The organism is Faecalibacterium sp. I4-1-79 (assembly GCF_023347235.1).
Classification (GTDB): Bacteria; Bacillota; Clostridia; order Oscillospirales; family Ruminococcaceae; genus Faecalibacterium; species Faecalibacterium tardum.
On the sequence record NZ_CP094467.1, the window covers coordinates 1,821,773 to 1,845,091 of the forward strand.

The window sequence follows — 23,319 nt, forward strand, 5'->3', positions numbered from 1 at the left end:
AAACCCATCACGGCGTATCCTTTGATAAAATTTTATTGAAGCCGCACAGCCACAAAGCACATCATTCCTCTATTTTCAAGCTGCCGCTGCTCAGGCGGCACAGTGCACGGCGGAAATCCCCGTGGATCATGGTGCTCACGCGCTCCACCATCTGCTTGGGGTCGCCTTTCATATCCCGGCGGGTCCATTCCAGCGTCATACCCACCAGTGCATACTTGTAAAAATCGACAACAAACTGCTTATCTGCATCCTGCACGGTGATATCGTGGCATTCACGGTCTGCAAAATCCTTCAGGATGGTGTCCAGCAATCTATAAAGGTACTGCTCCACCTGTTCCCTGCCCACCGAGCGGTAAACGTTGAGCACAAGGGTCTTGTTGTCCTGCAGCTGGTGTAGGACGTCCAGATAGGCTTCGCTCCATGTACCAAAGCCCCGGCGGCCTTCCATCGCCTTTGCGGCATCCTCCGCTAAGATCCAGTCCACCAGATCGTAAATGTCCTTGAAATGGTAATAAAAGGTCATGCGGTTGACCCCGCAATCCTCGGTGATATCGTTGATCGTGATCTTGTTCAGGGGCTTTTCCAGCAGCAGCTTCTTCAAAGATGCCTCCAGTGCCCGTTTTGTCGTTTGTGACACAAAAACCCATCCTTTCCCGGCAGACTCCTCTGCCGTTTCCGTGAAATATACCCCATAATTTATTTTACCGCAAAATACGACCTTATTTCAAGTAAAGATTTTACCTTTTTATGAAATTTGTGTGTGCGCTGCCCGCCGCGAAGGTGCTGTTTTTACATTATATCCGCCCAAAATAAGACAAAAGTCTTGATTTTCTCCCAGCGGTTGCTTAGAATGAATAAGAAGCAGAATTTTATGCAGTGCATACCTGCCGAGGGAGGGTTATTATTATGATGAAAACCATTGGGTTTTTAGGCTGTGGAAACATGGGCGGTGCTATTGCACGCGCTGTGTGCAAGGCTACCGAGCCTGAGAATGTATTTCTGGCTAACCGCACGGCGGCCAAGGCCGAAACACTTGCCGCAGAGCTAGGCTGTCAGACGGCTACCAACGCCGAGGTGGCCGGTGACTGCGACCTGATCTTTTTGGCGGTGAAACCCCAGATGATGGAGGCCATGCTGGAGCCGCTGCGGTTCATCCTTGCCGAGCGCACTAAGCGGTTCGTGCTGTGCACCATGGCCGCCGGCCTGCCGGTGGCACGCATTCAGGAGATGGCGGGCGGCGACTACCCTGTCATCCGCATCATGCCCAACACCCCGGCATCGGTGGGCGAAGGCATGATCCAATATTGCTCTGCCAACGTGACCGCCGAGGAGGAGGCCGCATTCTGTCAGCTGATGGCTCCCGCCGGGCGTCTGGACGCCGTAGCCGAGGGCATGATCGATGCCGCAAGCTGCGTTTCCGGCTGCGGCCCGGCATGGGTGTACCAGTTTATTGAAGCGCTGGCCGATGGCGGCGTGGCCTGCGGCCTGCCCCGGGCAAAGGCACAGGAGTACGCCGCACAGATGGTGCTGGGCAGCGCAAAGCTGGTGCTGGAAAGCGGCAAGCACCCCGGTGCGCTGAAGGACGCTGTGTGCAGCCCCGGCGGCAGCACCATTCAGGGCGTGCGGGTATTGGAAGAACATGGGCTGCGCGGTGCGGTGATGGATGCCGTGCTGGCCGCTTACGACAAAACAAAGGAAATGGGAAAGGGTTAAAGGAATCATGCGCATCGTTGTGAAAGTAGGCACCTCCACATTGGCATACCCCACCGGGCGGCTGAACATCCGCCATGCAGAGGAACTGGTCAAGGTATTGAGCGATTTAAAGAACGAAGGACACGAGGTCATTCTGGTGTCCTCCGGCGCTATTGGCATGGGCGTAGGCAAGCTTTCACTGCCCGCACGCCCCAAGGATACCACCACCAAGCAGGCCTGCGCCGCCGTGGGGCAGTGCGAGCTGATGTACACCTACGACCGGCTGTTCAGTGCCTACGATCACACGGTAGCGCAGATTCTGCTTACCGGCGTGGACGTGGAGCACACCGAGCGCCGGGTGAACATCCAGAACACGCTGACCCGCCTGCTGGAGCTGGGTGCACTGCCCATCATCAATGAAAACGACAGCGTTGCCACTGATGAGATCACCTCCATTGGCGACAATGACACGCTGGCTGCTATTGTGGCCTGCTGCTGCAAGGCCGATTTGCTGGTGCTGCTGAGCGACATTGACGGCCTGTACACTGCCAACCCCCACACCCACCCGGATGCGGCGCTCATCCCACTGGTGGAGGAGATCACCCCGGAGGTGATGGCACTGGCAGACGGTGCCGGCTCGGCACTGGGCACCGGCGGCATGGCCACCAAACTGCGGGCTGCCCGCATGGTGACCGGCAGCGGCGCGGATATGGTGATTGCCAACGGCGCACACCCGGAGCTGCTGTATGATATCGCTGCGGGCAAGCCCATCGGCACCCGCTTTGCCGGGCATAAGCAGCCCGCACTGTCCACACAGGAGGTTTGAGCTATGACCACACAGGAGATTCTGGAAGCCGCCCGCGGGGCAAAGGCTGCGTTGGCACTGGCTGACGGCGCTGCCCGCGCACAGGCACTACACAGTATGGCTGCGCAGCTGTGCAGCCCGGCAAGCATGACTGCCATCCTTTCCGCCAACGCCGACGATATGGCCGCCGCAAAGGGACATATCAGCGAGGTGATGCTGGATCGTCTTGCCCTGACCGAGGAGCGTATCCGCGCCATGGCAAAGGGCATTGAAGAGGTTGCCGCCCTGCCCGACCCGGTGGGCCGGGTGCTGAAGCGTGTAGAGCGCCCCAACGGGCTGGTGATCGAAAAGACCGCCGTGCCCATGGGTGTGATCGCCATCATCTACGAGAGCCGCCCCAACGTGACCAGCGATGCCGCCGCCCTTGCCATCAAGAGCGGCAACGCCTGCATCCTGCGCTGCGGCAAGGAGGCATGGCGCAGCGCCAATGCCATTGTGCAGGCACTGCGCCATGGGCTGCGGGAGAACGGCCTGCCGGAAAATGCGGTCTGCCTGATCGAGGACACCACTCACGCCTCTGCCAACGCCCTGATGACCGCCGTGGGCTATGTGGATCTGCTGATCCCCCGGGGCGGCGCAGGGCTGATCCGCGCCTGCGTGGAGAACGCCAAGGTGCCCTGCATCCAGACCGGTACCGGCATCTGCCACATTTTTGTGGACGATACCGCCGATCAGGCCAAGGCGCTGGATATTATTGAAAACGCCAAGGCCAGCCGCCCCAGCGTGTGCAACGCCGAGGAAGTGTGCCTTGTGCACTCTGCCATTGCGCAGGAGTTTCTGCCTAAGCTCGCACAGCGTCTTGGCCCCGACCGCGTGGCTGCGGGCAAGCTGCCGGTAGAACTGCGGCTGGACGCACGCGCCGCCGCCATCATTCCCGGCACACCTGCCGGTCCTGCGGACTTTGACACCGAGTTTCTGGACTATATCCTTGCCGTCAAGGTAGTGGACAGCGTAGACGAAGCCATTGCCCACATCGCACAGCACTCCACCGGTCACAGCGAGGCCATCCTGACCCGGACGCAGGCAGACGCCGACCGGTTCACCGCTGCGGTGGACAGCGCCGCTGTGTATGTGAACTGCTCCACCCGCTTTACGGACGGCGGCGAGTTTGGTCTGGGCTGCGAGATGGGTATTTCTACCCAGAAGCTGCACGCCCGGGGTCCCATGGGGCTGGAGGAGCTTTGCAGCTACAAGTACATCATCCACGGTGACGGGCAGATCCGGTGATCTCCCCTGCCCTACCATCGCTTTTGAATCGTTTCTTATAAAACGAAAGGCTTCAGAAATGTCTGCGGGCATTCCTGAGGCCTTTTTTCATAGGAAGAGCCTAGAGACAGGCGAAATCTGCAATTTTGCGTTTTATAAGCAAATATTTTTATGCAGAAGAACTGCCGCTCTCATGCTGCACCGCAAGCTTTTGATAGCTGAAAAAAATTTCCTGTACAGGCCGATGCAAGCTGCTTTGGCCTGTATTTTTGTTTTATCGGGATGGACTGTATTTCGATTCAAGTGAGAAAAGTGAAAAATATTTCACTTTTCCTAGAAAATGGATTCTCTTGGATGGTGGTATGTATCCAAGAATTCGCCGTTTCTCACAATGTAAAAGTAGTACTTTTATGTTTTTATAGGTTAAAAAAGCAAAATTTTCTCTTGACAGAGCGTTTTCTATGCGGTAAAACTATATTGTAAGATTTGATATCGATTTCATCTCCGTTTCACAGGATTTCAAAATTCGTACATCATAACTGGTACATTGTAAAAATAAGTAAAGGAGAGAGCATCTTATGACGATCGCAATTCTTGCCCACGATTCCCGCAAAGAACTGGCCCTGCAATTCTGTACCGCTTACAGTGCCATCCTTTCCCGCAATAATGTTATCGCCACCGGTACCACCGGCCGGATGCTTGCGCAGACCACCGGTCTGCCGGTGCACTGCTACCTCTCCGGTAAACTGGGCGGTGTGCAGCAGATCACTTCCCGCGTTGCCTGCGATGAAGTGGATCTGGTGCTGTTCTTCCGCGACCCGCTGAAGGCCGATGCCGCCAGCCTGACCGAGCAGAATCTGCTGCGCCTGTGCGATATGCACAGCGTACCCATTGCTACCAACATTGCTACCGCAGAGGTGCTGCTGCGTGGTCTGGATCAGGGAGATCTGGACTACCGCGAGGGGATGCACCCGGCCTTGATCGAGCCGATCCCCGTGGTGCAGGCTCGTGCCGTGTAAGCGTTTAATTTTGTGTGTTACTTTGTGTATAGAGGGAAAAAAGGAGCTATCGCAGCGTGTTGTGCGATAGCTCCTTTTTGTTTGCGTGTTATTTGCCCGCCGGGCAAACATTACTCCTTAAAATATGCTTTCTGGATAGCCAGCAGCACACCGGCGCGGCTGGCGGCAAAGTTCAAGCCGCCCTGCAGATAACAGGTGTAGGGGGCGCGCAGAGGGCCGTCGCAGGAAAGCTCGATGGTGCTGCCCTGCGTAAAGCTGCCGCTGGCCATGACTACCTCGTCGGTATAGCCCGGCTCCGGACTGGGTTCCGGGGCGGCGTAGCTGTCCACCGGGCTGGCGGCCTGAATGCCCTGACAGAACCCAATGAGCGCCTCTGCCGTGCCGGCATCAAAGCAGGTAACGATATCGTTGTGATCCTCGCAGTAACGAGGAATGGGCTTTTTGCCCAGCAGCTCCAGCATACACTGGGCGTAGATAGCGGTCTTGATGGCCTCGCACACCACGCCGGGAGCGTAATAGAAGCCCAGATACATATCCCGGGGGGTCTCCAGCGTGCAGCCCAGCTCCTTGCCAAGGCCGGGGGCGTTCAGGCGGTAAGCGCACAGTTCCACCAGATCCTTGCGGCCCACGATGTAGCCGCCGGTGGGAGCAATGCCGCCGCCGGGGTTTTTGATCAGGCTGCCCACTGCGATATCCGCGCCCACCTGACAGGGCTCCTGCGTCTGGGTGAACTCGCCGTAGCAGTTATCCACAAAGATGATGATCTCCGGGTTTGCGGCGCGGGCGGTATCCGCAATTTTGCGGATGGTGTCCAGATCAAAGGCATTTCGCTGTAAATAGCCGCGGCTGCGCTGGATATGGCACACCTTTGCGCCGGGGGCTTTCTGGGCGATCAGGTCGTAATCCGGGGTGAAGTCGGCCTTGAGGGGGGCTTCGTCATAGTTTACGCCGTAGTCCATCAGGGTGCCGGTACCCTTGCCCTTGCCGTCCAGACCGATGACGCCCTCCAGTGTATCATAGGGGCGGCCGGTAGCGGCCAGCAGGGTGTCCCCTGCCCGCAGCAGACCGAACAGCGCCACCGCCAGCGTGTGGGTGCCGCTCTGGAACTGGCTGCGCACCAGCGCATCCTCTGCGCCCATGACCTGTGCAAAGATCTGCTCCAGCTTGGCGCGGCCGGTATCCCACAGGCCGTAGCCGGTGGTGCCCAGCATATCGGTGGAGGACATCTGGGTATCGGCAAAGGCCTTGAGCATCTTCAGCTGGTTGAAATCCCGGATCTCCTCCATCTGGCGGAAGTAGGGCTGGCACAGCTCCATGGCCTTTTCGTCCAGCGCCAGCACCTCGGGCTTATAATCAAAAAAGTGGTTCAGAATCGACATTATAACGTGATAGTTCCTTCCTGTTATTATTGGCTATTTTGCGCAAAAACTTTATTATTTCTCGGGCACATAGCTGGCGTACTCGCCCTGCTTTGCAAAGCCGAGGCGAGTGTAAAACCGCACCCGCTCCGGCGCGCAGAGGAACACCGGGCGCAGACCCTCGGCGGCAAGGCTGTTTGCCATTTCCACAATGAGCCGCCCGCCGATGCCCTTGCCCCGCAGCGGCTCTGCGGTCTGCCCGCAGGCCATGTAGGCTTGCCCGTTGCACAGGGCATAAGCGCCCACGGTGCAAACGACTGTACTCCCCTGCTCCAGCGTCCATGCCACTGCCCTGTCCCGGGTGCGCTTGGTGCACAGCTCTGAGTAAAAGTCTGCCTGCCGGGCGGAGTATGCGGGGTAAAGCGCCGCTGCCACCCGGGCGGCGGGTGCTTCCCGGCAGAGGGTCAGCTGCGTCCACAAAGCCTCGTCCACGGCGGGCAGGGGCAGCGGCTTACCCTGCGGCAAACCGAACACGGTCAGCGTTTCCGCCTTGTGCCAGCCGTCCGGCGGCGGGCAAACGGATTCGTCCAAAATGGCGCTCTCGCACCCGCAGAAGGACAGAAACCCGGCCAGTTCTGCGGGGTTTGCGTGCCCGGCCAGCCACGCTGTACTGCCAGAAAGTTCCAGTGCCAGCGTGGGGCCCGCGTAGAACCGCCACGGCTGACTTTTGCGAAAAAGCGCACAGTCCAGCGGCAGCAGAGCGTCCAGCACCGGCAGACCCCGGCAGGCATTCGCGAACCGGGTACGGCGCTTTGCATCCTTTACCTGTGCAATCACTTGAGCGCGTTGACGATTTTTTTGAACTCGCGGCCGCGCACCTCAAAGTTGGGGTACAGGTCAAAAGAAGCACTTGCCGGGGACAGGATGATGATATCGCCGGGCTTTGCGGCGGCACGTGCCAGTTCTACGGCGTGCTGCATATTGTCTGCGTGCTGAATGGGCAGAGCGGCTTCGTCAAAGCCGGAGCACTCCCGTACAGCCTGCTCGATGCGGGGGCCAGTCGCGCCCATCAGCACCAGATTTTTGACGTGGGCGATGATCTCCGGTGCCAGCGGCTCGTAGGGGATGTGCTTATCGTAGCCGCCCGCGATGAGGATGACCTTCCGGTCAAAGCTGCGCAGACCGGCAATGGTGCGGGTGGGGCTGGTGCCGATGGAATCGTTATAGTACAGCACGCCGTCCAGAGTACGCACCGGCTCAATGCGGTGCTCCACGCCGGTGAAGGTGCTGCCCACCTGACGGATAGCTTCTACGGGCACCTCGCCCCACACGGCAGCGGCAGCAGCCAGCAGGTTCTCGATGTTGTGCAGGCCGCGCAGCTTGACATCCTTCTGGGCAAGGAAGGGGGTCACAACGCCATCCTCGGCCATGCAGAGCATGCCGTCCTCCTTGCGCAGGAAAGCACCGTTGTCGGTATCGTGCAGGCGGGTGAACCACACCTGCTTGCCCTTGCAGTCTGCCTGCATGGAGCGGCTGATCTCGTTCTCATAGCCCAGCACGGCGCGGCAAGGCTGCTTCTGGTACAGCAGGATATTGCGCTTGGCATCAATGTATTCCTGCATATCCTTGTGGTGATCCAGATGGTTCGGGGTCACGTTGGTGACCACGGCGATGTTGGGGCTGGCGTGCATACTGATCAGCTGGAAGCTGGAAAGTTCCACCACAGCTACATCCTCCGGGGACACCTCCGGCAGCATGGGCAGCAGGGCTGCGCCGATGTTGCCGCCCAGATGCACCTTGCGGCCTGCGGCCTCGTAGAACTTGGAGATAAGGGTTGTGGTGGTGGTCTTGCCGTCCGAGCCAGTCACGGCCACGATCTCGCAGGGGCAGAAATCGAAGAACAGTTCCACCTCACTGGTGACCATAGTGCCGGCGGCCATGGCATCCTGCAGGGGCTTTTCAAAATAACCCACAAAGCCCGGTGTGCGCATGATGATATCCTGTCCCTTGAAGCCATCCAGATAGTTTTCGCCAAGGCTCAGGTCGATGCCCAGCTCCCGGATTGTGGCGGCGTAATCGCCAAAGTCCTCCACGCTCTTTTTCTGGTCGCACAGGGTCACATGAGCGCCCAGCTCCACAAACTCCTTAATAAGGGTCTTGTGGCTGACGCCCGCGCCGATAAAGGCGACCTTTTTGCCCTGAATAAGCTGGGCAAGCTTCTGCTGATCTTTCTGCATAAAAACAGTTCCTCCTCTAATAGGATCATGGTATAACACCGCGCCGCACGGGCAGCGCGGGGATCACTTTGCTGTACCATTATAGTCCATTTGCGCGCAATTGGCAACGGAAAACCGCACAGTCTGCTTCAAAAAGCCCGGTAAATTCACAAAAAGGCAATTGTTTTTTCTGCTACTTTCTGCTACACTTGTCGTTGCAGAGCGTTTTTTGCCGTTTCTGCGCGAAGATGAACGGAATGAGGTTATTCTTTTTGAAACGATGGTTACGTTTTACCGCAGCGGTGCTGGCTGCTGCGTTTCTTTTTGCCCTGACCGGCTGTGGCAGCTCCACAAACTCTGCCAGCTTTACATGGTTCGTGGACAGCATCCCCGCAAATCTGGACCCGCAGGTGGCTTCCGGTGCGTCGGATGTCATCGCCTGTGAGAACCTGTACGGCACGCTGGTGCGCAAGAATCCAGACGGCGAACTTGTGCCGGGCCTCTGCGAGAAGTGGACGGTCTCCCCGGACGGGCTGACCTACACCTTTACCCTGAAGGACGGCTTGACCTATGCAGCCGCCAAGGGTGCCGCCACAGAGTACGACATTACCGCCGAGGACTTTGTGTTTGCCTTCCGGCGCATTTTCCGCGCCGATACCGCCTCGCCTTATGCGGTGGAGTTTTCCGCCATCCAGAACAGCGCCGCCGTGCAAGCGGGACTGGCGGACGAAAGCAGTCTGGGCGTTTCGGCCAATGGGGCGCTGACGTTGGTGTTCCGGTTGAGTGAACGGGACGATAACTTCTTAGCAAAGCTGGCATTGCCCGGTGCAGCCCCCTGCGACGAGGCCTTTTTTGAGAGCACCCGGGGTACCTACGGACTGACTGCCAAGACTACGCTTGCAAGCGGCAGCTTTTACCTGTATAACTGGACGGCAAACGGTCTGTTTTTACGCCGCACCGTGGAAAGCCCGCTGGTCGGCAGTCTGCGTCTGGTGCAGGACACCAGCGGCAGCGGCAAAAGTGCAGCTCAGCTTCTTGCCGACGGCAAATGCTCGGCAGCGCTGGACGAGAGCGGCGAAGCCACCAGCTTACAGACGGTAAGCTATTCCGACACCACATGGGCTCTGCTCTTCAACGCGGCAGAGGGTTCGGTGTTCCAGAACCAGCAGCTGCGGCAGGCGCTGGCCGGTATTGCCCGGGAAAACGCCGCCGTGCCCTCCGGCGGCCTGTATGCCGCCGCAAAGGGACTTGTACCGGAGGGGCTGACCGTAGACGGGCTGGACTACCGCGATGCTGCCGGTGACCCCCTGCCCACCATCTCTGAACCTAAGGCTTTGTATCTGGCTGCGCGGCAGGGCATGGCTACCTCGGATTTTTCCGGTGTGACCCTGCTGCTGCCCAAGAACGCCGGGCTGGGCGAACTGGCCGACCAGATCAACAGCGCATGGCAGAAGGAGTGTTCCCTGTTCTTCTCGGTGGAAGAGGTGGAACAGGACGAGTTTGACGCCCGCATTGCCGCCGGGAAATACACCATTGCCCTTGCGCCCATCCGTGCGGAGGGCGGCAGCGTGTACCAGATGCTGCAGCAATTCACCGCTGAGGGCGGCAGCCTGACCGGCTACGCCGATCCTGTATACGCTGACCGGCTGGCACTGAGCGCCCAACAGACCGGCAAAGCCCGCTGTGCCCTGCTGGCGCAGTGCGAACAGCAGCTGCTGGAAAGCTGCACCGTGGTGCCCCTGATGGCGCAGCAGAAGCGTCTACTGCTGGCGAACGGCGTGCGCGACTTGGTATTCGACCCATTTTTCCCGGTGCTGGATCTGACATGGGCCAAAATGAGTTGACCGCAAATTTCGTGCGGAAAAGCCTTGACATTCCTGCCCTGCTTTGTTACAATAATGGAGCACTTGCAGGGTTAGCTCATCCGGTAGAGCGACTGCTTCCCAAGCAGTAGGCGGCGGGTTCGAGTCCCGTATCCTGCTCCAAAATATAGCGGTGAAACGTTCAGAATCTGTTCGTTTCACCGTTTTTTTGTTTCATCTTGCTTCCGTTCGCAAATCATGCTATACTCCTATCAACAGAAATGCCCGGGCGTTTATCGCCCTCCTCGGTCTTGAAGACCGTGACAGCGCATTTCTGCTTTTTTATTGCCTTTGGTAGCAGCTTGTGTTATGATAAAAAGTAGAAAGCAGCTTAGGGGCGTTACTGCCCTGCTCGGTCTTGAATACCGTGGTAAGGCTGCTTTTATTTTTGCTTGCTTTTAACGGCAGACCATGCTATAACTTTGAGCAGAGATTTTCCGGCTGTCTACTCCTTGAATCTTCAGATTCTACGTGGGTTTCGCCGGAGGCTTTATTTTTTGCTGCAAAAAACACTCCCGGGCTTTCCAAAAAAGCCCGGGAGTGTTTGCGTTCAACTGATTTTATATCGTGTTACTTTGCCACAAGTTCGGCGGCAAGGGCGTCCATCTGTGCCTCGGCAGCGGCGTTGGCGGCAGAGCGGATGGTGACCACGTTCTCGCAGAGGGTGATGTTCTTCATGCTCTCCAGCTCTGCACGCATAAGCTTTGCAGCCATGGGTGCCCAAGTGCCGTTTTCCATCAGGCCGACGGTGCGGTTCTGGAAGTTCTTGGTCTTGAGGTGGGTCAGCAGATTCTCCATCGGCGGGAAGAGGAAACCATCGTAGGTGGCGCAAGCCAGCACGATCTTGCCGCAGCGGAAAGCCTCGGTGACAGCATAGGACACATCGGTACGGGTCAGATCCATCTCCACCACCTTTGCGCCCTGTGCGCGCAGCTTTTCGGCCATGGTATGGGCGGCGGCGCGGGTGTGGCCGTGGATGGAGGCGCTGGCCACCAGGATCTTTTCCGGCTCCTCTGCCTTATAGCTGGACCAGAGATCGTAGTAGTTCAGGTACTTGCCCAGATCGCCGGTAAGCACCGGGCCGTGCAGCGGGCAGATAGTCTTGATGTCCAGTGCCGCAGCCTTTTTGAGCAATGCCTGCACCTGCGGGCCGTACTTGCCCACAATGTTCAGGTAGTAGCGGCGGGCTTCGCTGGCCCAGTCGGCGTTTTCGTCAAACTTTGCCACGGCACCAAAGCGGCCAAAGCCATCGGCAGAGAACAGTACCTTCTCGCTGCTCTCATAGCTGACCATGACCTCCGGCCAGTGCACCATGGGAGCAAACACAAAGGTGAGGGTGTGGGTGCCAAGGCTCAGGCTCTCGCCGTCCTTCACCACCACGCGGCGCTCCAAGGCAATGGCATCTGCGCCAAAGAACTGCTCCATATACTGGAAGGTCTTGGCGTTGCCAACCACCTGCATCTCAGGGTAAAGGGCTGCCAGCTTTGCCACGTTGGCACCGTGGTCCGGCTCCATGTGGGAGACTACCAGATAGGCGGGCTTGCGGCCGCCCAGTGCCTCGGCAAGGTTTTCCAGCCAAGGCTCGGTAGCGCGGGCGTCCACCGTGTCCAGAATGGTGGTCTTTTCGTCCAGAATGACATAGGAATTATAGCTGACCCCGGTGGGCACCGGATACTGACTCTCGAACAGGTCGATGGTGGTATCGTCCACGCCCACACCAAGGATGGCTTCACTGATTTTTTTCATGCTCATACCGTTCAGACTCCTTTTGGGTTTATCTTGTGCCGTAAATTGGCAAATATTTCTGAGAACAATTCCTATTGTAGCACATCGTCAGAAATTTCGCAAGGGATAATGCGGGGAGCTTCTGCGCATCAAAGCTCTTCCCCGCTCTCCGGCAGACGTGCCGTTACCGGTCTGCCCGGCTCGGTGTCCAGCTCCAGCAGGGTGGCGGCGGTGTTCTCGTCCAGCGTCTGCACCGCACGCAGCTTGCGGCTGATGGCACGGCTGCGCACCCCGATGAGGTTATCCAGTTCTTCGTCGGTCTGGCGCAGACGCTGCTGCATCTTGGAAAGCCCCTGCCCGAACTTATCGAACTCGGTCTTGACTGCGCCAAGCAGCTGCCACACCTCGCCGGAGCGCTTCTGGATGGCAAGGGTCTTGAAGCCCATTTGCAGGCTGTTGAGCAATGCTGCCATGGTGCTGGGACCGGCCACGTTCACCTGATAATCCCGCTGCAAAACCTCCAGCAGCCCGGCGTTCACCACCTCGGCGTACAGCCCCTCAAAGGGCAGAAACAGGATGCCGAAGGCTGTGGTATAGGGCGGCTCCACATATTTTTCCCGGATGTCCTTTGCCTCGCTGCGCAGCACCAGTTCCAGCGCGTGGCGGGCGTTTTCCACTGCCTGTGCATCGCCGGAAGCCTGTGCGTCCTGCAAGTGGGCGTAGGTGTCGCCGGGGAATTTGGAGTCGATGGGCAGCCAGACGCTGTTGCCGTCCACGCCGGGCATACGGATGGCGTACTCCACCCGCAGGGTGCTGCCGGGGATGGTGGCCACGTTGGTGTCGTACTGCTCCGGTGCAAGGATCTCTTCCAGAATCGCGCCCAGCTGGATCTCGCCCAGAATGCCGCGGGTCTTAACGCCGGAAAGCACCTGCTTCAGCCCGCCCACATCGGCGGCAAGGCTCTGCATCTCGCCCAAGCCCTTGTACACCTGCTCCAGCTGGTCGTTGACCGCCTTGAAGCTTTCGGTCACCCGCTTTTGCAGTGCGTCCTGCAATTGCTCGTCCACGGTGTGGCGTATCTCATCCAGTTTCTGGGCATTCTGTGCCTGCATGGCGGCAAGGCCGTCTGCCAGTGCTTTGCGCATCTCCTCCAGCTTGCGGGCGTTGGAGGCTTCCAGTCCCTGCAGCCGTTGCTCCATGGTCTGCTGCTGGGTGTTCTGCCCTGCCGTCAGGGTGCTGCTCATACCCTGCACTGCGGTTTGCAGGGTATCGCTGATGTGCGCCATCGCGGCCAGATTCTGCTGTGCCTGCTGCGCCTGCTTTTCTTCCAACACCCGCGCCTGTGCTTCCAACTGCTGGCGCAGCCACTCTTTCAGAGCTTCGTCATCCTGCCGGGCGGTGGGCTTGCCGGTGCGGTACAGCAAAAGCGCCTGCAACAGGCAGATGGCCACCAGCAAAAGCGTATACAGTCCTGCCAAAAATCCCATAGACATTCTCCTTTAACTCAAAAATCCGGGTCTTGCGGTAATGGCAGACCCGGATCTGTTTATACTTCCTGATGCTTTACGATTTCGTGTGTAGTCTCCACCTGCTGGCCGTACAGACCCACGCCGTCTACCTCTATCTCGCCTACCTGATTATCACAGGGGTCGGCGCGGAAGGAACACATGGGCGGGTCGAAGGGAGCGCAGATGTCACTGTTGGCCACCATGCGGTCGGTGTCCAGATTGCCGAAGTAGTGCAGGCGCATCTTCTCGTTGCCCGCACGCGCCATAGACGCACCGGCAGAGCAATCGGCGTACATCCAGCCCTTGGGCGCGATGTAGAACATTGCCCAGTCGTGGCAGCCGGCTGTCTCCGGCCGTGCCACCATGCCGCTCTGCCACTTTGCCGGGATGCCTGCAATGCGGCAAAGAGTGATAAAGGTAGCGGCCATCACGCCGCAATCGCCCCGGCGGCTGCGGGCGCAGTTATCAGTGATGTTCTCGTGCACAAAATACATGGGCTGGAAGTGGTAGTGCACGTTCAGGGTGACAAAATCATAAATGCGCTTTGCCTTCTGCACTGGGTCGGTGATACCCTCGGTCAGCTGCGCAGCCAGTGCCTTCATATAGGGGGTAAAGGCGATGTGGGGCAGCTGCTCTGCGGTGTCAAAATCCGGCTGCACCGGGTCGGCCTGTATTTCCAGCGGGGCAGCGTAGTGTGCAGTGCTGCGGTAGCTGTACTGTGCCCCAAAGCGGCAGTTCTCGGCAAGGTCTGCCTCCCAGTACGCGGTGCGCTGGGGTGCGGTTTCCGGCGCAATATAAGTGGGCTGGGTGGTAAAGCTGTCCAGCGTGATATTGCTCTGTGCCGGGCAGGCAGCGGGCAGCGGCAGCCATACCTTGACGTGCACGGTGTTTCTGCCCTCAGCCTTTGCGGCGGCAAGGGCATGGGCAAACACCTCGTCCGTCATGCCGATACTGGTGCGCATGGTGATGTCTGCGCTGACTGCGCCGGTGCGCACCATCTGGTCGTGCTGGGGCTCAAAACGATCCCAGCTGCGCTCCGGGACGGGCGGGTCCAGCTGACGGGCAGCAAGGTCGGGATGGGTAGCCACCAGCGTTTCGGCGGCGCGGTAGATATAGCGCTTCTTCCCCTCCACAAAGCGCCAATCCATCTGCCCGGCAGCATCCAGCGCGGCGAACTCCTCGGCGGTAAAGTCTCGCAGGGTGGCTTGCAGCTGGTTCAGCAGCTGCTCGGCGGTGAGTGTGTAGTCCTGCGGCAGACGGCGCAAAATCTCCCGGTGCGCCAGCAGACCCTGCCGCCACACATCCACGCCGTGAGGAGTGGGGTTTACGGGCAGCGCACCCTGCGGGTGCAGGGGCTGGTTCTGGCTGGCGGTCCAGTCCTCGGCCAGACAGGCGTCGATGCGCGCAATGGCGGCATCGTAGTAGCCTGCCTCCTTCAGGCGGCGGATGTCGTCCGGCAGCTCCATGTTCAGGTATGCAAAACAAGTATTCTGATCCATCATGCTCTACTCCTTTTTATTTATGGTCAAGCAGCGGTCTGCTGCTCCCAGAAAGCTACGGCTTCCGTCAGCCAGCCCTCGGCATCAGTGTTATCGCCTACCCCGATGCAATGGGGTGCAGACTCAAACACCTTTACAACATAAGGCACCTTATGGGCTTCCAGCGCCGCTTGCAGCGCCGGACCCTGCACCTGATTGATCATCCAGGGCAGCACCTTGTCATCCTTCCCGTACCAGAAAAATACCGGCGGATAATCATCCGTGATAAGATCTGCCACACTGGAGCAGTAATAGTGCCACCCATAGTTGCCGGTATCCATAAACGCCTGATACGCGATCTTTACCTCTGAAAAGTTCACAACTGAATAACCCAGCAGCAATGCGCCGGGTCTTGCAACGCCGTAATGGCCGTAGCCGCGCTCCTTGTTCGCAAACACACCCGCAAGCTGACCACCGGAGGAGTAACCCATCAGCGCATAGTCCTGCGTATGGATGGAAAGCTCCTCGTCAAGGCTCGTCACCAGCTGCACCGCCCGTGCCAGATCCTGAAGCGGGGCGTTATCGCCCAGATCCAAGAAGGTGCGGTAGCGCAGCACGAACACAGCATAGCCCAATTTATGCAGCTCGTAGGCGGTGGAGCCGCCCTCGCCCATCTCTGAGGTTATGGTCAGGGCGTTGCCAGGGATCACGATAGCCGTTTTGGCGTTGGGCGTCTCTGCCGGGTAATAAAACAGCTGCACACAGCCCAGACTGGAATTCTGTTCGATCTCCTCCGGGGTGTAGACCTGATAGGTGACCTTGACGCCCTTGTTATAGTTATCAATGATAAGGTTTAGTGCAGCAATGCCGGATTCCCGGTCAGTGTCGCCAAAATAATCGTGCAGGGTCTTGTTTTTCCAGCGTGCCACCATCAGCGGCGTCATCTCGCGGCAATATGTATAATAGCCGGTCCCTTGGATCGCCGGGTTCGCGCGCAGCTGTGCCATCGTAGTTTCTGCGGTGACATGGGGTGCGATCTCTGCGCCAAAGGCAGGCAGCACCGCGCAAAGCACAAGCCATACCATACACAGCAGCACATGTACAGTTTTCTTCATACATCCTCCATGGGAGACAGCACGCCCCTGCACTGCCCCGCTCCGTATTCTTGTTCCCTTATTGTATCACAAACGAGGGGGATGTCAAAGCAATTTCTGTGCAGTCCGCTTCTTGTACCGCCCGGCAAATTCTGCTATACTGAAACCTATCCGGGAGTGGAAAGAGAGTGTGGGCATTTTTCGGCCCGCCGAGGATGAAAGTATGGATAAGATCATCATCCGGCCTATGACGCCGGAGGACTGGGGCGCAGTCTCCAGAATCTATGTTGAGGGCATCGCTACGGAATACGCAACCTTCCAGACCGAATGCCCGCCCTATACCGCGTGGGACGCTTCCCACACAAAGGAGTGCCGTCTGGTCATTCTTTCCGGCGGGGTTCTGGCAGGGTGGTGTGCCTTGCACCGGGTAGACCCCCGCTGGTGCTACCGGGGCGTGGCCGAGGTGAGCATCTATGTGGGTGAGCAGTTTCGGGGGCACGGACTGGGCTTCCGGCTGTTGAGCGCCCTGTGCGCCGCTGCCGAAAAGGCCGGGTACTGGACACTGCAATCCACCGTTTTGCAGGATAACGCTGCCAGCCGCGCCCTGCATGCCAAGTGCGGCTTCCGGCTGGTAGGACGCCGGGAGCGCATTGCACGGGACTGCCACGGCCGCTGGCTGGATACCTACCTAATGGAGCGCCGCGCCGCCGCAGACGAACCGGAGGGGTTCAAAAAGCTGTGACTCGCCGCTTGGCGCAGGCTAACGATTGGATATGGTCTCCGCTTACGCTCTGGCCATTTTCAGCAGAATTTTTATTTGTAGACCGGGAAAATCCGTGGATTTTCCCGGTCTACCTCTTCACGAAGTAGGAGCACAAAGCAGAAGGAGCCGCTGCACTTTTTGGTGCAGCGGCTCCTGTTATTTGCGATGATCCGGTTTTACCACTCGTCGTATTCGCCGTTGGCGTTTTTGGCGGCAGCCACGCGGCTGCGCTTGAACATGCTTTCCACCACGGCGCAGTACTTATCGGCAAGGCAGACGATGATGGCCTCGCGGCAGCTGGGCACATGACGGAAGGTCAGCGGCCACATGTGGCTGGAAATGATGCTCTGTTCCTTTTTGGTGATATGGAACACCTGTTCTGCATTGACGCAGGCACGGCTCGGGTGGGAGAATCCGTGCATCTCGAACAGGCGGTGGATACCATGGAAGGTACCTTTTTTATGCCAGTCGTACAGATAAAAATCGTGCAGGAAAGCACCGACAGCCAGCGAGGTCTCATCTGCACCCAAATGCAGCCGATGGTTCAGCCACCAGCTGACCAGCACCACATTCTTGCAGTGCTGATAGGTGGTAACGTCCCCATGCTGGATGAACTCCCGCATCTGCTGCACCTTGGGGTTTTGATCGTATTTTTCCAGAATGGCATAAAGCTGTTCGCGTTCCGTAACAGAAAGCTGCATGAGCAAAATTTCCTTTCAACTCAATACGTTAACGTTTGTTTCAGGAGCGGAGCTGCACCGGGTTGGAATTGCCAAAATTTTCGGCCTCGGACGGGTTTGTCCGCTTGAGGGACAGATCCACCAGATACTGCTTACCGTCACCCAGCTCTTCCAGCTGAGCAAGCTTTGCATTGGCAGAAGCCTCGTCCGGGTACCACTGGATGAGGAAGAAGTTTTCCGCTTCCACCCCGTAGTACAGCCAGAAGCCGTCCGCGCGCAGCAGATCGTCCAGATGATTCACCTCTTCGCCATCCGGCAGGCCAAGGCCTTCCTCTGCGTAGAGGTTTTCCGGCTCTACCTGCAGCATCTCAATAACCTGAATGGAGCTTTGCAGGTATTCGTCCTGCGAGGTGCTCTTATCGGAGCGCTCCCAGCCGGTGAGAAATGCCTGCATAAGCAGGTCGCGCACCTTGATGCGCGGCAGTGTGGGATCCATAACCATTTTTGTTTCCTTCTTTCGTGGTTTTATCCCCGTTGGACAGTATACGGCATACGCCTGTGCAAGTCAACGGTTTATTTGTGAATTTTTTGTAGGTACGGCCAAAATTTACACACGCTTTTCCTGTTTCAGTCGGTTATCTCAGGCGTGAAAGGAAAAGGTATCGTTCAGCCACTCCACCGCAAGCTTGACCCAGCGGTGGCGGTGGGTGCTGTCGGCGTCCACCTCCGGGGTGGAGATACTGGTGCCGTGGCAGCCCTTTTCAAACAGGTGCACTTCGCATGGCACGCCTGCCTTGTGCAGGGCGCTGAGCAGCAGCAAGGCGTTTTCCACCGGGACAGTTTCGTCCTCCATGGTATGCCAGACGAATACCGGTGGTGTGGCGGGGGTGATCTTATCCTCCAGCGTAAAGCGCTGGTGGGCGGCAACATCCTGCGTGCCTGTCAGCTGCACAAAGCTGTCCCTGTGGGCGTATTCTCCGGCGGTGACCACCGGGTAGGCCAGCAGCAGGGCGTTGGGCCGCGGCTGGTCTGCCATGCCGGGGATATCCCACACTGCACCGGACAGTGCCAGATGCCCGCCGGCAGAAAAGCCGCACAAAGCGATCTGATCCGGCAAAATATTCCACTGTTCTGCGTGCTGCCGCACAAGGCCGATGGCCTGTGCCAGCTGCCGCATGGGCAGCGCATCCCGGGCGCTCTCCCTTACTGCGTAGTGCAGTACCGCCGTGTGGTAGCCAGCTGCCGCAAATTGCAGCGCTACGGGGTCGCCCTCCCGGGGGCTGACGTGGGTATAGCCGCCGCCGGGCACCACCAGCACCAGCGGGCGCTGCCGGAAATGCGGCATGGCCTCCACGCTCTCCCGCAGGTAGAGCGTCAGCGTACCGCCGCCAGTCAATTCCAGTTGTTCAAGTTGCATTTACACTTCCTCCTTATAAAAGCCGTGCCGTCCCTCCGGGTGCGCCGCAATAAATTCTGTGCACAGGTCTGCGCACAGGCGGCATAATTCCGGGCAGGGGCGCTTTTTATAGTAATCTGCGGTGCGGTCCTCTGCCGCCGTGCCTCCGGCAGGGGCAACACCCGCCTTTGCCAGCAGTTCCCGGCAGATGATGCTGCCGCCGCCGTTGCGGCTGCGGTACTGCTCTGCCGCCTGCTGCACCAGCGCGTACATCCGGGATTTATCCTTGGGGTCGGCGGGGTCGGCATAGACCATGCTCAGCACGGTCACCACACCGCAGAACGCCCCGCACACCTCCCGCATCCGGCCAATACCCGCGCCAAAGCCTGCGGAAAGGCGCAGCGCCGTTTCTTCGGTCAGGCCAAGCTGGGGTGCAAACGCCGCCACCACGCTCTGACTGCAATTATAGCCCTTTAAGAACCATGCATAGGCGGCATCGCCCTGTTTTGACATTTTCTCACATCCTTCCGGCATACTCGCTCCATTATAGCACAGTCTGCGCAAAAGTGGGAAAGCTTTTCCGAAAAAATTTCGTTCTTTATATAACAAACGATCCCGGAACGCCGTTTCGTGCACCGGGGCAGCAAATCTTTTACTTTTTTAACTTTTTATGAAAAGCCTTGATTTTCCCTGCAAGTCGTTGTATATTAGCACTCAGAAGTTATGAGTGCTAAGTATCCCGGCAGTTTACCGGGTACGGCGCACCAAATATGTGATAAAAGAGGTTTTGTATTATGGCCAAGAAAGAATTTCAGGCAGAGAGCAAAAAACTGATGGACATGATGATCAACTCCATCTATACCAATAAAGAGATCTTCCTGCGGGAACTGATTTCCAATGCTTCGGACGCCATCGACAAGCTGTACTATAAGAGCCTGACCGACACCTCCGTGGGCATGAACAAGGGCGATTTCCGCATCCTCATTACCCGCGATAAGGAAAACCGCATCCTGACCGTAGAGGATAACGGCATCGGTATGACCAAGGAAGAACTGGAGCAGAATCTGGGCACCATCGCACACTCCGGTTCTCTGGATTTCAAGAAGGACAACAAGGACGAGAACATTGATATCATCGGTCAGTTCGGCGTGGGCTTCTACTCCGCCTTTATGGTGGCCGATAAGCTGACCGTTATCTCCAAGGCTTATGGCTCGGACGAGGCATGGCAGTGGGAGTCCTCCGGTGTGGACGGCTACGAGATGACCCCCGCCCAGAAGGATACCGTGGGCACCCAGATCATTCTGCACATCAAGCCGGATACCGACACTGAGAAATACGACAACTTCCTGGACGAATACGGCATTGTGGCCATTGTGAAGAAGTACAGCGACTATGTGCGCTACCCCATCCAGATGGAGCGCGAAAAGAGCCGTCAGAAGCCGGAACCGGACCCCAAGCCCGAGGACTACAAGCCGGAGTGGGAGACCTACACCGAGTTGGAGACCCTGAACAGCATGATTCCCATCTGGAAGAAGCAGAAGAGTGAAGTGACCGACGAGGAGTACAACAACTTCTACAAGGACAAGTTCGGCGATTATGCCGACCCCGCCCGGGTCATCGTGAGCCGCACCGAGGGTACTGCCAACTACAATGCTCTGCTGTTCGTGCCCAGCCACCGTCCCTACGACTTCTACACCAAGGACTACGAGAAGGGTCTGGCACTGTACGCTTCCGGTGTGCTCATTATGGAAAAGTGCGCTGACCTGCTGCCGGATTACTTCAGCTTTGTAAAGGGCATTGTGGACAGTCAGGATCTGAGCCTGAACATCAGCCGTGAGATGCTGCAGAAGGACAGCCAGCTGAAGCTGATCCACAACGCACTGGAAAAGAAGATCAAGAACGAGCTGCACGCCATGCTGAACAATGACCGTGCAAAGTATGAGGAGTTCTGGAAGGAGTTCGGCCGTCAGATCAAGTTTGGTGCTTATTCTGATTACGGTATGCACGCCGAGCTGCTGCGCGACCTGCTGCTGTTCTGGTCTGCCAAGGAGCAGAAGATGGTCACCCTGCAGGAGTACATCGACAAGATGCCCGCAGAGCAGAAGTACATCTACTTTGCCGCAGGCGACTCCACCGACCGTCTGGCAAAGCTGCCCTCCGCAGAGCTGGTGCTGGACAAGGGCTTTGACGTGCTGCTGCTGACCGAGGATGTGGATGAGTTCTGCCTGCAGATCCTGCACAGCTATCCCCGCAAGGATGCCGAGGGCAAGGACGGCACCGTGGAGTTCAAGAACGTGAACAGCGGTGATCTGGGTCTGGAATCCGAGGAGGAGAAGAAAGCCGCCGAGGATGCCACCGCCGAGAACAAGGCACTGTTCGATGCCATGAAGGACGCTTTGAACGGCAAGGTGAAGGAGGTCAAGGTCTCCACCCGTCTGAAGGATCACCCCGTCTGCCTGAGCTCTGACGGCCCGCTGTCCATTGAGATGGAGAAGGTTCTGTCCAAGCAGCCCGGCAGCGAGGGCGTGAAGAGCGACAAGGTGCTGGAGCTGAACGTAAACCACCCCGTGTTTGCTGCCCTGAAGGCCGCGCAGGAGGCTGGCGACACCGAGAAGCTGAACAAGTACAGTGCCCTGCTGTACGCACAGGCACAGCTGATCGAGGGTCTGCCCGTGGATGACCCCGCCGCTTATGCCGAGGCCGTTTGCAGCCTGATGAAGTAAGTTTTCAGGAAGAGGCCGCTGTGTTTTGCGCAGTGGCTTCTTTTGTTGCTGATGATTTTTATCGCAATTTTCAAAAACATTGCCTATCGAAACGGCATATTTGCGATATGCAGTTTGCGGATGTTGCTTGTGCATTAAAAACGCAAACTGCTATAATTTTGCGCTTGTCGCGGTCTGCGAACCACTCCAAGCACATTCACAGGAACAGAAATACCCCCTTAACAAAAAGGCCGCGCTCCGCTATAATAGAGTGGAACGTGGTCTTTTATTTTTATCTTTCTGTGAAAGGAAATTTATTTCATGGAGCCGAGAAAACACTATTTTGCAAAGATCCCCACCATTGCCATCTTTATCGTGATGGCGATGTCCGGGCCGTTGGGGGTGCTGTTGTTTATCCTGAAAGGCATCGACCAGAAGGTGCAGAAGGAAGAACAGGAAGCTGCCCGTGCCCGGGGTGACTACCGCCCCGCCCCAAATCCCGCACCCATGCCTAAAACGCCGCCTTTCCCCGGGCAGGATGTTCCCACAGCAGAGCAGAAAAGCGCAAAGCAATGGCATAAAAATATTGCCGCCCTCTGCACCATTATGGGTGCTGTGTTTCTGTTTTCCGGTGTGATGGATGCGGTGGATATCATCGGTGCATGGCAGATTCTGCCCGACCCCGGGGAGCTGTTTTCCGATATCGTCATGGCCATTGGCGGCGGCGGCGCGCTGCTGACCGGTCTGCGGATGAACCGCACCCGCAAGCTGGAGCAGCTGCTGGATAAGGTTGTGGGCGAGCGCGATAATATCCCCCTGCCGGAACTGTTTGCCGCCGCCGGGGTGGACGCTGCCCGGGGACGCGCTGCCGTAAAAAGCGCCATCGAGCACGGATACTTTGGCGCGGATGCCTACATTGACAACCGCACCGACACGCTGGTGGTGCGGGGCGCAGCACCCCAGCCGAAAAAGCCCGCACCTGCTCCGGCGCCCAAACCCCAGCCCGCCGCAGAGGACGAGTACGCCGCCCTGCTGCGCCAGCTGCAGGAGGTGAACGATGCCATCCCCGACCCGGTGATGAGCCAGAAGATCTCCCGGCTGGAAGAGGTCAGCGGGCGTATCTTTGCGCTGGCGCAGAAGGACCCGGAGAAAAAGGCGCAGCTGCAAAAGTTTATGAACTACTATCTGCCTACCGCCCTCAAGCTGCTGAACACCTACGCCAGCCTTTCCGGGCAGGCAGTGGAGGGCACGAACATCACCGAGGCCAAGCACAGCATTGAACGCAGCATGGACCTGCTGGTGACCGCCTTTGAAAACCAGCTGGACAAGCTGTTCCAAGCCGACGCGCTGGACGTGAACGCCGACATTGCCGCACTGGAAGGAATGCTGAACCTTGACGGCCTAACCGGCAGCGAATTTACCCGCTGAACCACACCCCCGCACCCGATGGCTGCATCGGTGCGGGGGTATTTTTTGTGCAAAGTGCAATTTTCCATCCCGTCTTTTTTGGGCGCTGCGCTCAAAATTCCGGGATTTGTGTGCATTTATGCCAAGCATTTTGATTTGCCCGAAAAACTTTTATTTTATTTGTTCGACAGCAGTCGATTGGGCTGCACAGACGCTTTTTGCAACTTTTCATCGAGATGCAACAATAACACATGGTTTTTTGCGCTGCATTTGACTATTATAGAAGCAGTTACGGCAGCTGCGAACGGCTGCATCGACTTTTCCGATCATAATAGTAGGAGGAAATTT

At 57.8% G+C, this 23,319-nt stretch carries 20 protein-coding genes and 1 tRNA gene; 9 read left to right on the top strand and 12 right to left on the bottom strand.

The annotated features are described in order from the left end of the window. Nucleotides 1-61: 61 nt before the first annotated feature. Nucleotides 62-637 carry a TetR-like C-terminal domain-containing protein gene (locus MTP36_RS09065; protein WP_249248158.1) on the bottom strand — a complete coding sequence of 192 codons (576 nt, stop codon included), beginning with the start codon at nucleotides 635-637 and terminating at the stop codon, nucleotides 62-64. A 269-nt stretch (nucleotides 638-906) separates the two neighbouring features. On the opposite strand from MTP36_RS09065, the gene proC reads away from it, so the two are divergent. The 4 genes from proC to MTP36_RS09085 all read left to right on the top strand — a co-directional run bounded on the left by proC (nucleotide 907) and on the right by MTP36_RS09085 (nucleotide 4,782). Then, complete coding sequence (gene proC / locus MTP36_RS09070; protein ID WP_249248197.1) at nucleotides 907-1,713, top strand: pyrroline-5-carboxylate reductase; 807 nt, start codon at nucleotides 907-909, stop codon at nucleotides 1,711-1,713. Nucleotides 1,714-1,720: 7 nt separating this feature from the next. Continuing rightward, a complete protein-coding gene (proB, locus tag MTP36_RS09075) occupies nucleotides 1,721-2,518 on the top strand; it encodes a glutamate 5-kinase (RefSeq protein ID WP_015538439.1) in 798 nt (265 codons plus the stop codon). Nucleotides 2,519-2,521: 3 nt separating this feature from the next. Beyond that, a complete protein-coding gene (locus MTP36_RS09080; RefSeq protein WP_249248265.1) occupies nucleotides 2,522-3,784 on the top strand; it encodes a glutamate-5-semialdehyde dehydrogenase in 1,263 nt (420 codons plus the stop codon). Between the two features lie 557 nt (nucleotides 3,785-4,341). Beyond that, nucleotides 4,342-4,782, top strand: coding sequence for a methylglyoxal synthase (locus tag MTP36_RS09085; protein WP_055184558.1), 441 nt, complete (start codon nucleotides 4,342-4,344; stop codon nucleotides 4,780-4,782). Nucleotides 4,783-4,892: 110 nt separating this feature from the next. On the opposite strand, the gene MTP36_RS09090 is transcribed toward MTP36_RS09085, so the two are convergent. The 3 genes from MTP36_RS09090 to murD are packed head-to-tail and all read right to left on the bottom strand — an operon-like array spanning nucleotide 4,893 to nucleotide 8,377. Next, the gene (locus MTP36_RS09090; RefSeq protein ID WP_055184560.1) at nucleotides 4,893-6,161 is read right to left on the bottom strand and encodes a methionine gamma-lyase family protein; all 1,269 of its coding nucleotides are present in this window, start codon (nucleotides 6,159-6,161) and stop codon (nucleotides 4,893-4,895) included. 54 nt (nucleotides 6,162-6,215) lie between these two features. Continuing rightward, entirely contained in the window at nucleotides 6,216-6,977 is a 762-nt protein-coding gene (locus tag MTP36_RS09095) for a GNAT family N-acetyltransferase (RefSeq protein ID WP_249248270.1), read from the bottom strand. Then, complete coding sequence (gene murD / locus MTP36_RS09100; RefSeq protein ID WP_015538436.1) at nucleotides 6,974-8,377, bottom strand: UDP-N-acetylmuramoyl-L-alanine--D-glutamate ligase; 1,404 nt, start codon at nucleotides 8,375-8,377, stop codon at nucleotides 6,974-6,976. The genes MTP36_RS09095 and murD overlap by 4 nt, the downstream gene beginning before the upstream one ends. A 251-nt stretch (nucleotides 8,378-8,628) precedes the next feature. Between murD and MTP36_RS09105 the strand changes: the two genes are divergently transcribed. Together MTP36_RS09105 and MTP36_RS09110 are read left to right on the top strand one after the other, a co-directional pair. Then, complete coding sequence (locus tag MTP36_RS09105; protein ID WP_249248283.1) at nucleotides 8,629-10,200, top strand: ABC transporter substrate-binding protein; 1,572 nt, start codon at nucleotides 8,629-8,631, stop codon at nucleotides 10,198-10,200. A 65-nt stretch (nucleotides 10,201-10,265) separates the two neighbouring features. Further along, nucleotides 10,266-10,341, top strand: a tRNA-Gly gene (locus MTP36_RS09110). Between the two features lie 447 nt (nucleotides 10,342-10,788). On the opposite strand, the gene MTP36_RS09115 is transcribed toward MTP36_RS09110, so the two are convergent. From MTP36_RS09115 to MTP36_RS09130, 4 genes are all read right to left on the bottom strand, one after another. Continuing rightward, on the bottom strand, nucleotides 10,789-11,970 hold the full coding sequence (locus tag MTP36_RS09115; protein ID WP_249248294.1) for an FprA family A-type flavoprotein: 1,182 nt from the start codon (nucleotides 11,968-11,970) through the stop codon (nucleotides 10,789-10,791). Between the two features lie 122 nt (nucleotides 11,971-12,092). Further along, nucleotides 12,093-13,430 carry a DNA recombination protein RmuC gene (gene rmuC, locus MTP36_RS09120; RefSeq protein WP_249248327.1) on the bottom strand — a complete coding sequence of 446 codons (1,338 nt, stop codon included), beginning with the start codon at nucleotides 13,428-13,430 and terminating at the stop codon, nucleotides 12,093-12,095. A gap of 59 nt (nucleotides 13,431-13,489) precedes the next feature. After that, on the bottom strand, nucleotides 13,490-14,953 hold the full coding sequence (locus tag MTP36_RS09125) for a transglutaminase-like domain-containing protein (RefSeq protein WP_249248354.1): 1,464 nt from the start codon (nucleotides 14,951-14,953) through the stop codon (nucleotides 13,490-13,492). A 23-nt stretch (nucleotides 14,954-14,976) separates the two neighbouring features. Beyond that, nucleotides 14,977-16,044 carry an alpha/beta hydrolase gene (locus MTP36_RS09130; protein ID WP_249248359.1) on the bottom strand — a complete coding sequence of 356 codons (1,068 nt, stop codon included), beginning with the start codon at nucleotides 16,042-16,044 and terminating at the stop codon, nucleotides 14,977-14,979. A gap of 202 nt (nucleotides 16,045-16,246) precedes the next feature. Here MTP36_RS09130 and MTP36_RS09135 point away from each other — a divergent pair, with 202 nt between their 5' ends. Then, nucleotides 16,247-16,765, top strand: a complete 519-nt coding sequence (locus MTP36_RS09135; RefSeq protein ID WP_249254417.1) for a GNAT family N-acetyltransferase — start codon at nucleotides 16,247-16,249, stop codon at nucleotides 16,763-16,765. Between the two features lie 197 nt (nucleotides 16,766-16,962). Here MTP36_RS09135 and MTP36_RS09140 read toward each other — a convergent pair whose 3' ends face one another. The 4 genes from MTP36_RS09140 to MTP36_RS09155 all read right to left on the bottom strand — a co-directional run bounded on the left by MTP36_RS09140 (nucleotide 16,963) and on the right by MTP36_RS09155 (nucleotide 19,375). Next, entirely contained in the window at nucleotides 16,963-17,487 is a 525-nt protein-coding gene (locus MTP36_RS09140; RefSeq protein WP_097780159.1) for an HD domain-containing protein, read from the bottom strand. 40 nt (nucleotides 17,488-17,527) lie between these two features. Then, nucleotides 17,528-17,962 (bottom strand): hypothetical protein, encoded by a 435-nt coding sequence (locus tag MTP36_RS09145; RefSeq protein ID WP_249248361.1) that lies wholly within the window; start codon nucleotides 17,960-17,962, stop codon nucleotides 17,528-17,530. 144 nt (nucleotides 17,963-18,106) lie between these two features. Beyond that, complete coding sequence (locus tag MTP36_RS09150; RefSeq protein ID WP_249248363.1) at nucleotides 18,107-18,883, bottom strand: alpha/beta hydrolase; 777 nt, start codon at nucleotides 18,881-18,883, stop codon at nucleotides 18,107-18,109. Continuing rightward, nucleotides 18,884-19,375 (bottom strand): C-GCAxxG-C-C family protein, encoded by a 492-nt coding sequence (locus MTP36_RS09155; protein WP_055184583.1) that lies wholly within the window; start codon nucleotides 19,373-19,375, stop codon nucleotides 18,884-18,886. Nucleotides 19,376-19,656: 281 nt separating this feature from the next. On the opposite strand from MTP36_RS09155, the gene htpG reads away from it, so the two are divergent. Both htpG and MTP36_RS09165 read left to right on the top strand, forming a co-directional pair. Continuing rightward, nucleotides 19,657-21,585: a molecular chaperone HtpG gene (htpG, locus tag MTP36_RS09160; RefSeq protein WP_249248372.1), complete on the top strand. Its 1,929-nt coding sequence runs from the start codon at nucleotides 19,657-19,659 to the stop codon at nucleotides 21,583-21,585. Nucleotides 21,586-21,885: 300 nt separating this feature from the next. Then, nucleotides 21,886-22,992, top strand: coding sequence for a 5-bromo-4-chloroindolyl phosphate hydrolysis family protein (locus MTP36_RS09165; protein WP_249248374.1), 1,107 nt, complete (start codon nucleotides 21,886-21,888; stop codon nucleotides 22,990-22,992). The last annotated feature ends 327 nt before the right edge of the window (nucleotides 22,993-23,319 follow it).

Bases quoted from the DNA above. Each gene is read 5' to 3' on its own strand.
- proC (WP_249248197.1), top strand. From the start codon at position 907: ATGATGAAAACCATTGGGTTTTTAGGCTGTGGAAACATGGGCGGTGCT.
- proB (WP_015538439.1), top strand. From the start codon at position 1,721: ATGCGCATCGTTGTGAAAGTAGGCACCTCCACATTGGCATACCCCACC.
- MTP36_RS09080 (WP_249248265.1), top strand. From the start codon at position 2,522: ATGACCACACAGGAGATTCTGGAAGCCGCCCGCGGGGCAAAGGCTGCG.
- MTP36_RS09085 (WP_055184558.1), top strand. From the start codon at position 4,342: ATGACGATCGCAATTCTTGCCCACGATTCCCGCAAAGAACTGGCCCTG.
- MTP36_RS09090 (WP_055184560.1), bottom strand. From the start codon at position 6,161: ATGTCGATTCTGAACCACTTTTTTGATTATAAGCCCGAGGTGCTGGCG.
- murD (WP_015538436.1), bottom strand. From the start codon at position 8,377: ATGCAGAAAGATCAGCAGAAGCTTGCCCAGCTTATTCAGGGCAAAAAG.
- MTP36_RS09115 (WP_249248294.1), bottom strand. From the start codon at position 11,970: ATGAGCATGAAAAAAATCAGTGAAGCCATCCTTGGTGTGGGCGTGGAC.
- rmuC (WP_249248327.1), bottom strand. From the start codon at position 13,430: ATGGGATTTTTGGCAGGACTGTATACGCTTTTGCTGGTGGCCATCTGC.
- MTP36_RS09125 (WP_249248354.1), bottom strand. From the start codon at position 14,953: ATGATGGATCAGAATACTTGTTTTGCATACCTGAACATGGAGCTGCCG.
- MTP36_RS09130 (WP_249248359.1), bottom strand. From the start codon at position 16,044: ATGAAGAAAACTGTACATGTGCTGCTGTGTATGGTATGGCTTGTGCTT.
- MTP36_RS09135 (WP_249254417.1), top strand. From the start codon at position 16,247: ATGGATAAGATCATCATCCGGCCTATGACGCCGGAGGACTGGGGCGCA.
- MTP36_RS09140 (WP_097780159.1), bottom strand. From the start codon at position 17,487: ATGCAGCTTTCTGTTACGGAACGCGAACAGCTTTATGCCATTCTGGAA.
- MTP36_RS09145 (WP_249248361.1), bottom strand. From the start codon at position 17,962: ATGGATCCCACACTGCCGCGCATCAAGGTGCGCGACCTGCTTATGCAG.
- MTP36_RS09150 (WP_249248363.1), bottom strand. From the start codon at position 18,883: ATGCAACTTGAACAACTGGAATTGACTGGCGGCGGTACGCTGACGCTC.
- MTP36_RS09155 (WP_055184583.1), bottom strand. From the start codon at position 19,375: ATGTCAAAACAGGGCGATGCCGCCTATGCATGGTTCTTAAAGGGCTAT.
- htpG (WP_249248372.1), top strand. From the start codon at position 19,657: ATGGCCAAGAAAGAATTTCAGGCAGAGAGCAAAAAACTGATGGACATG.
- MTP36_RS09165 (WP_249248374.1), top strand. From the start codon at position 21,886: ATGGAGCCGAGAAAACACTATTTTGCAAAGATCCCCACCATTGCCATC.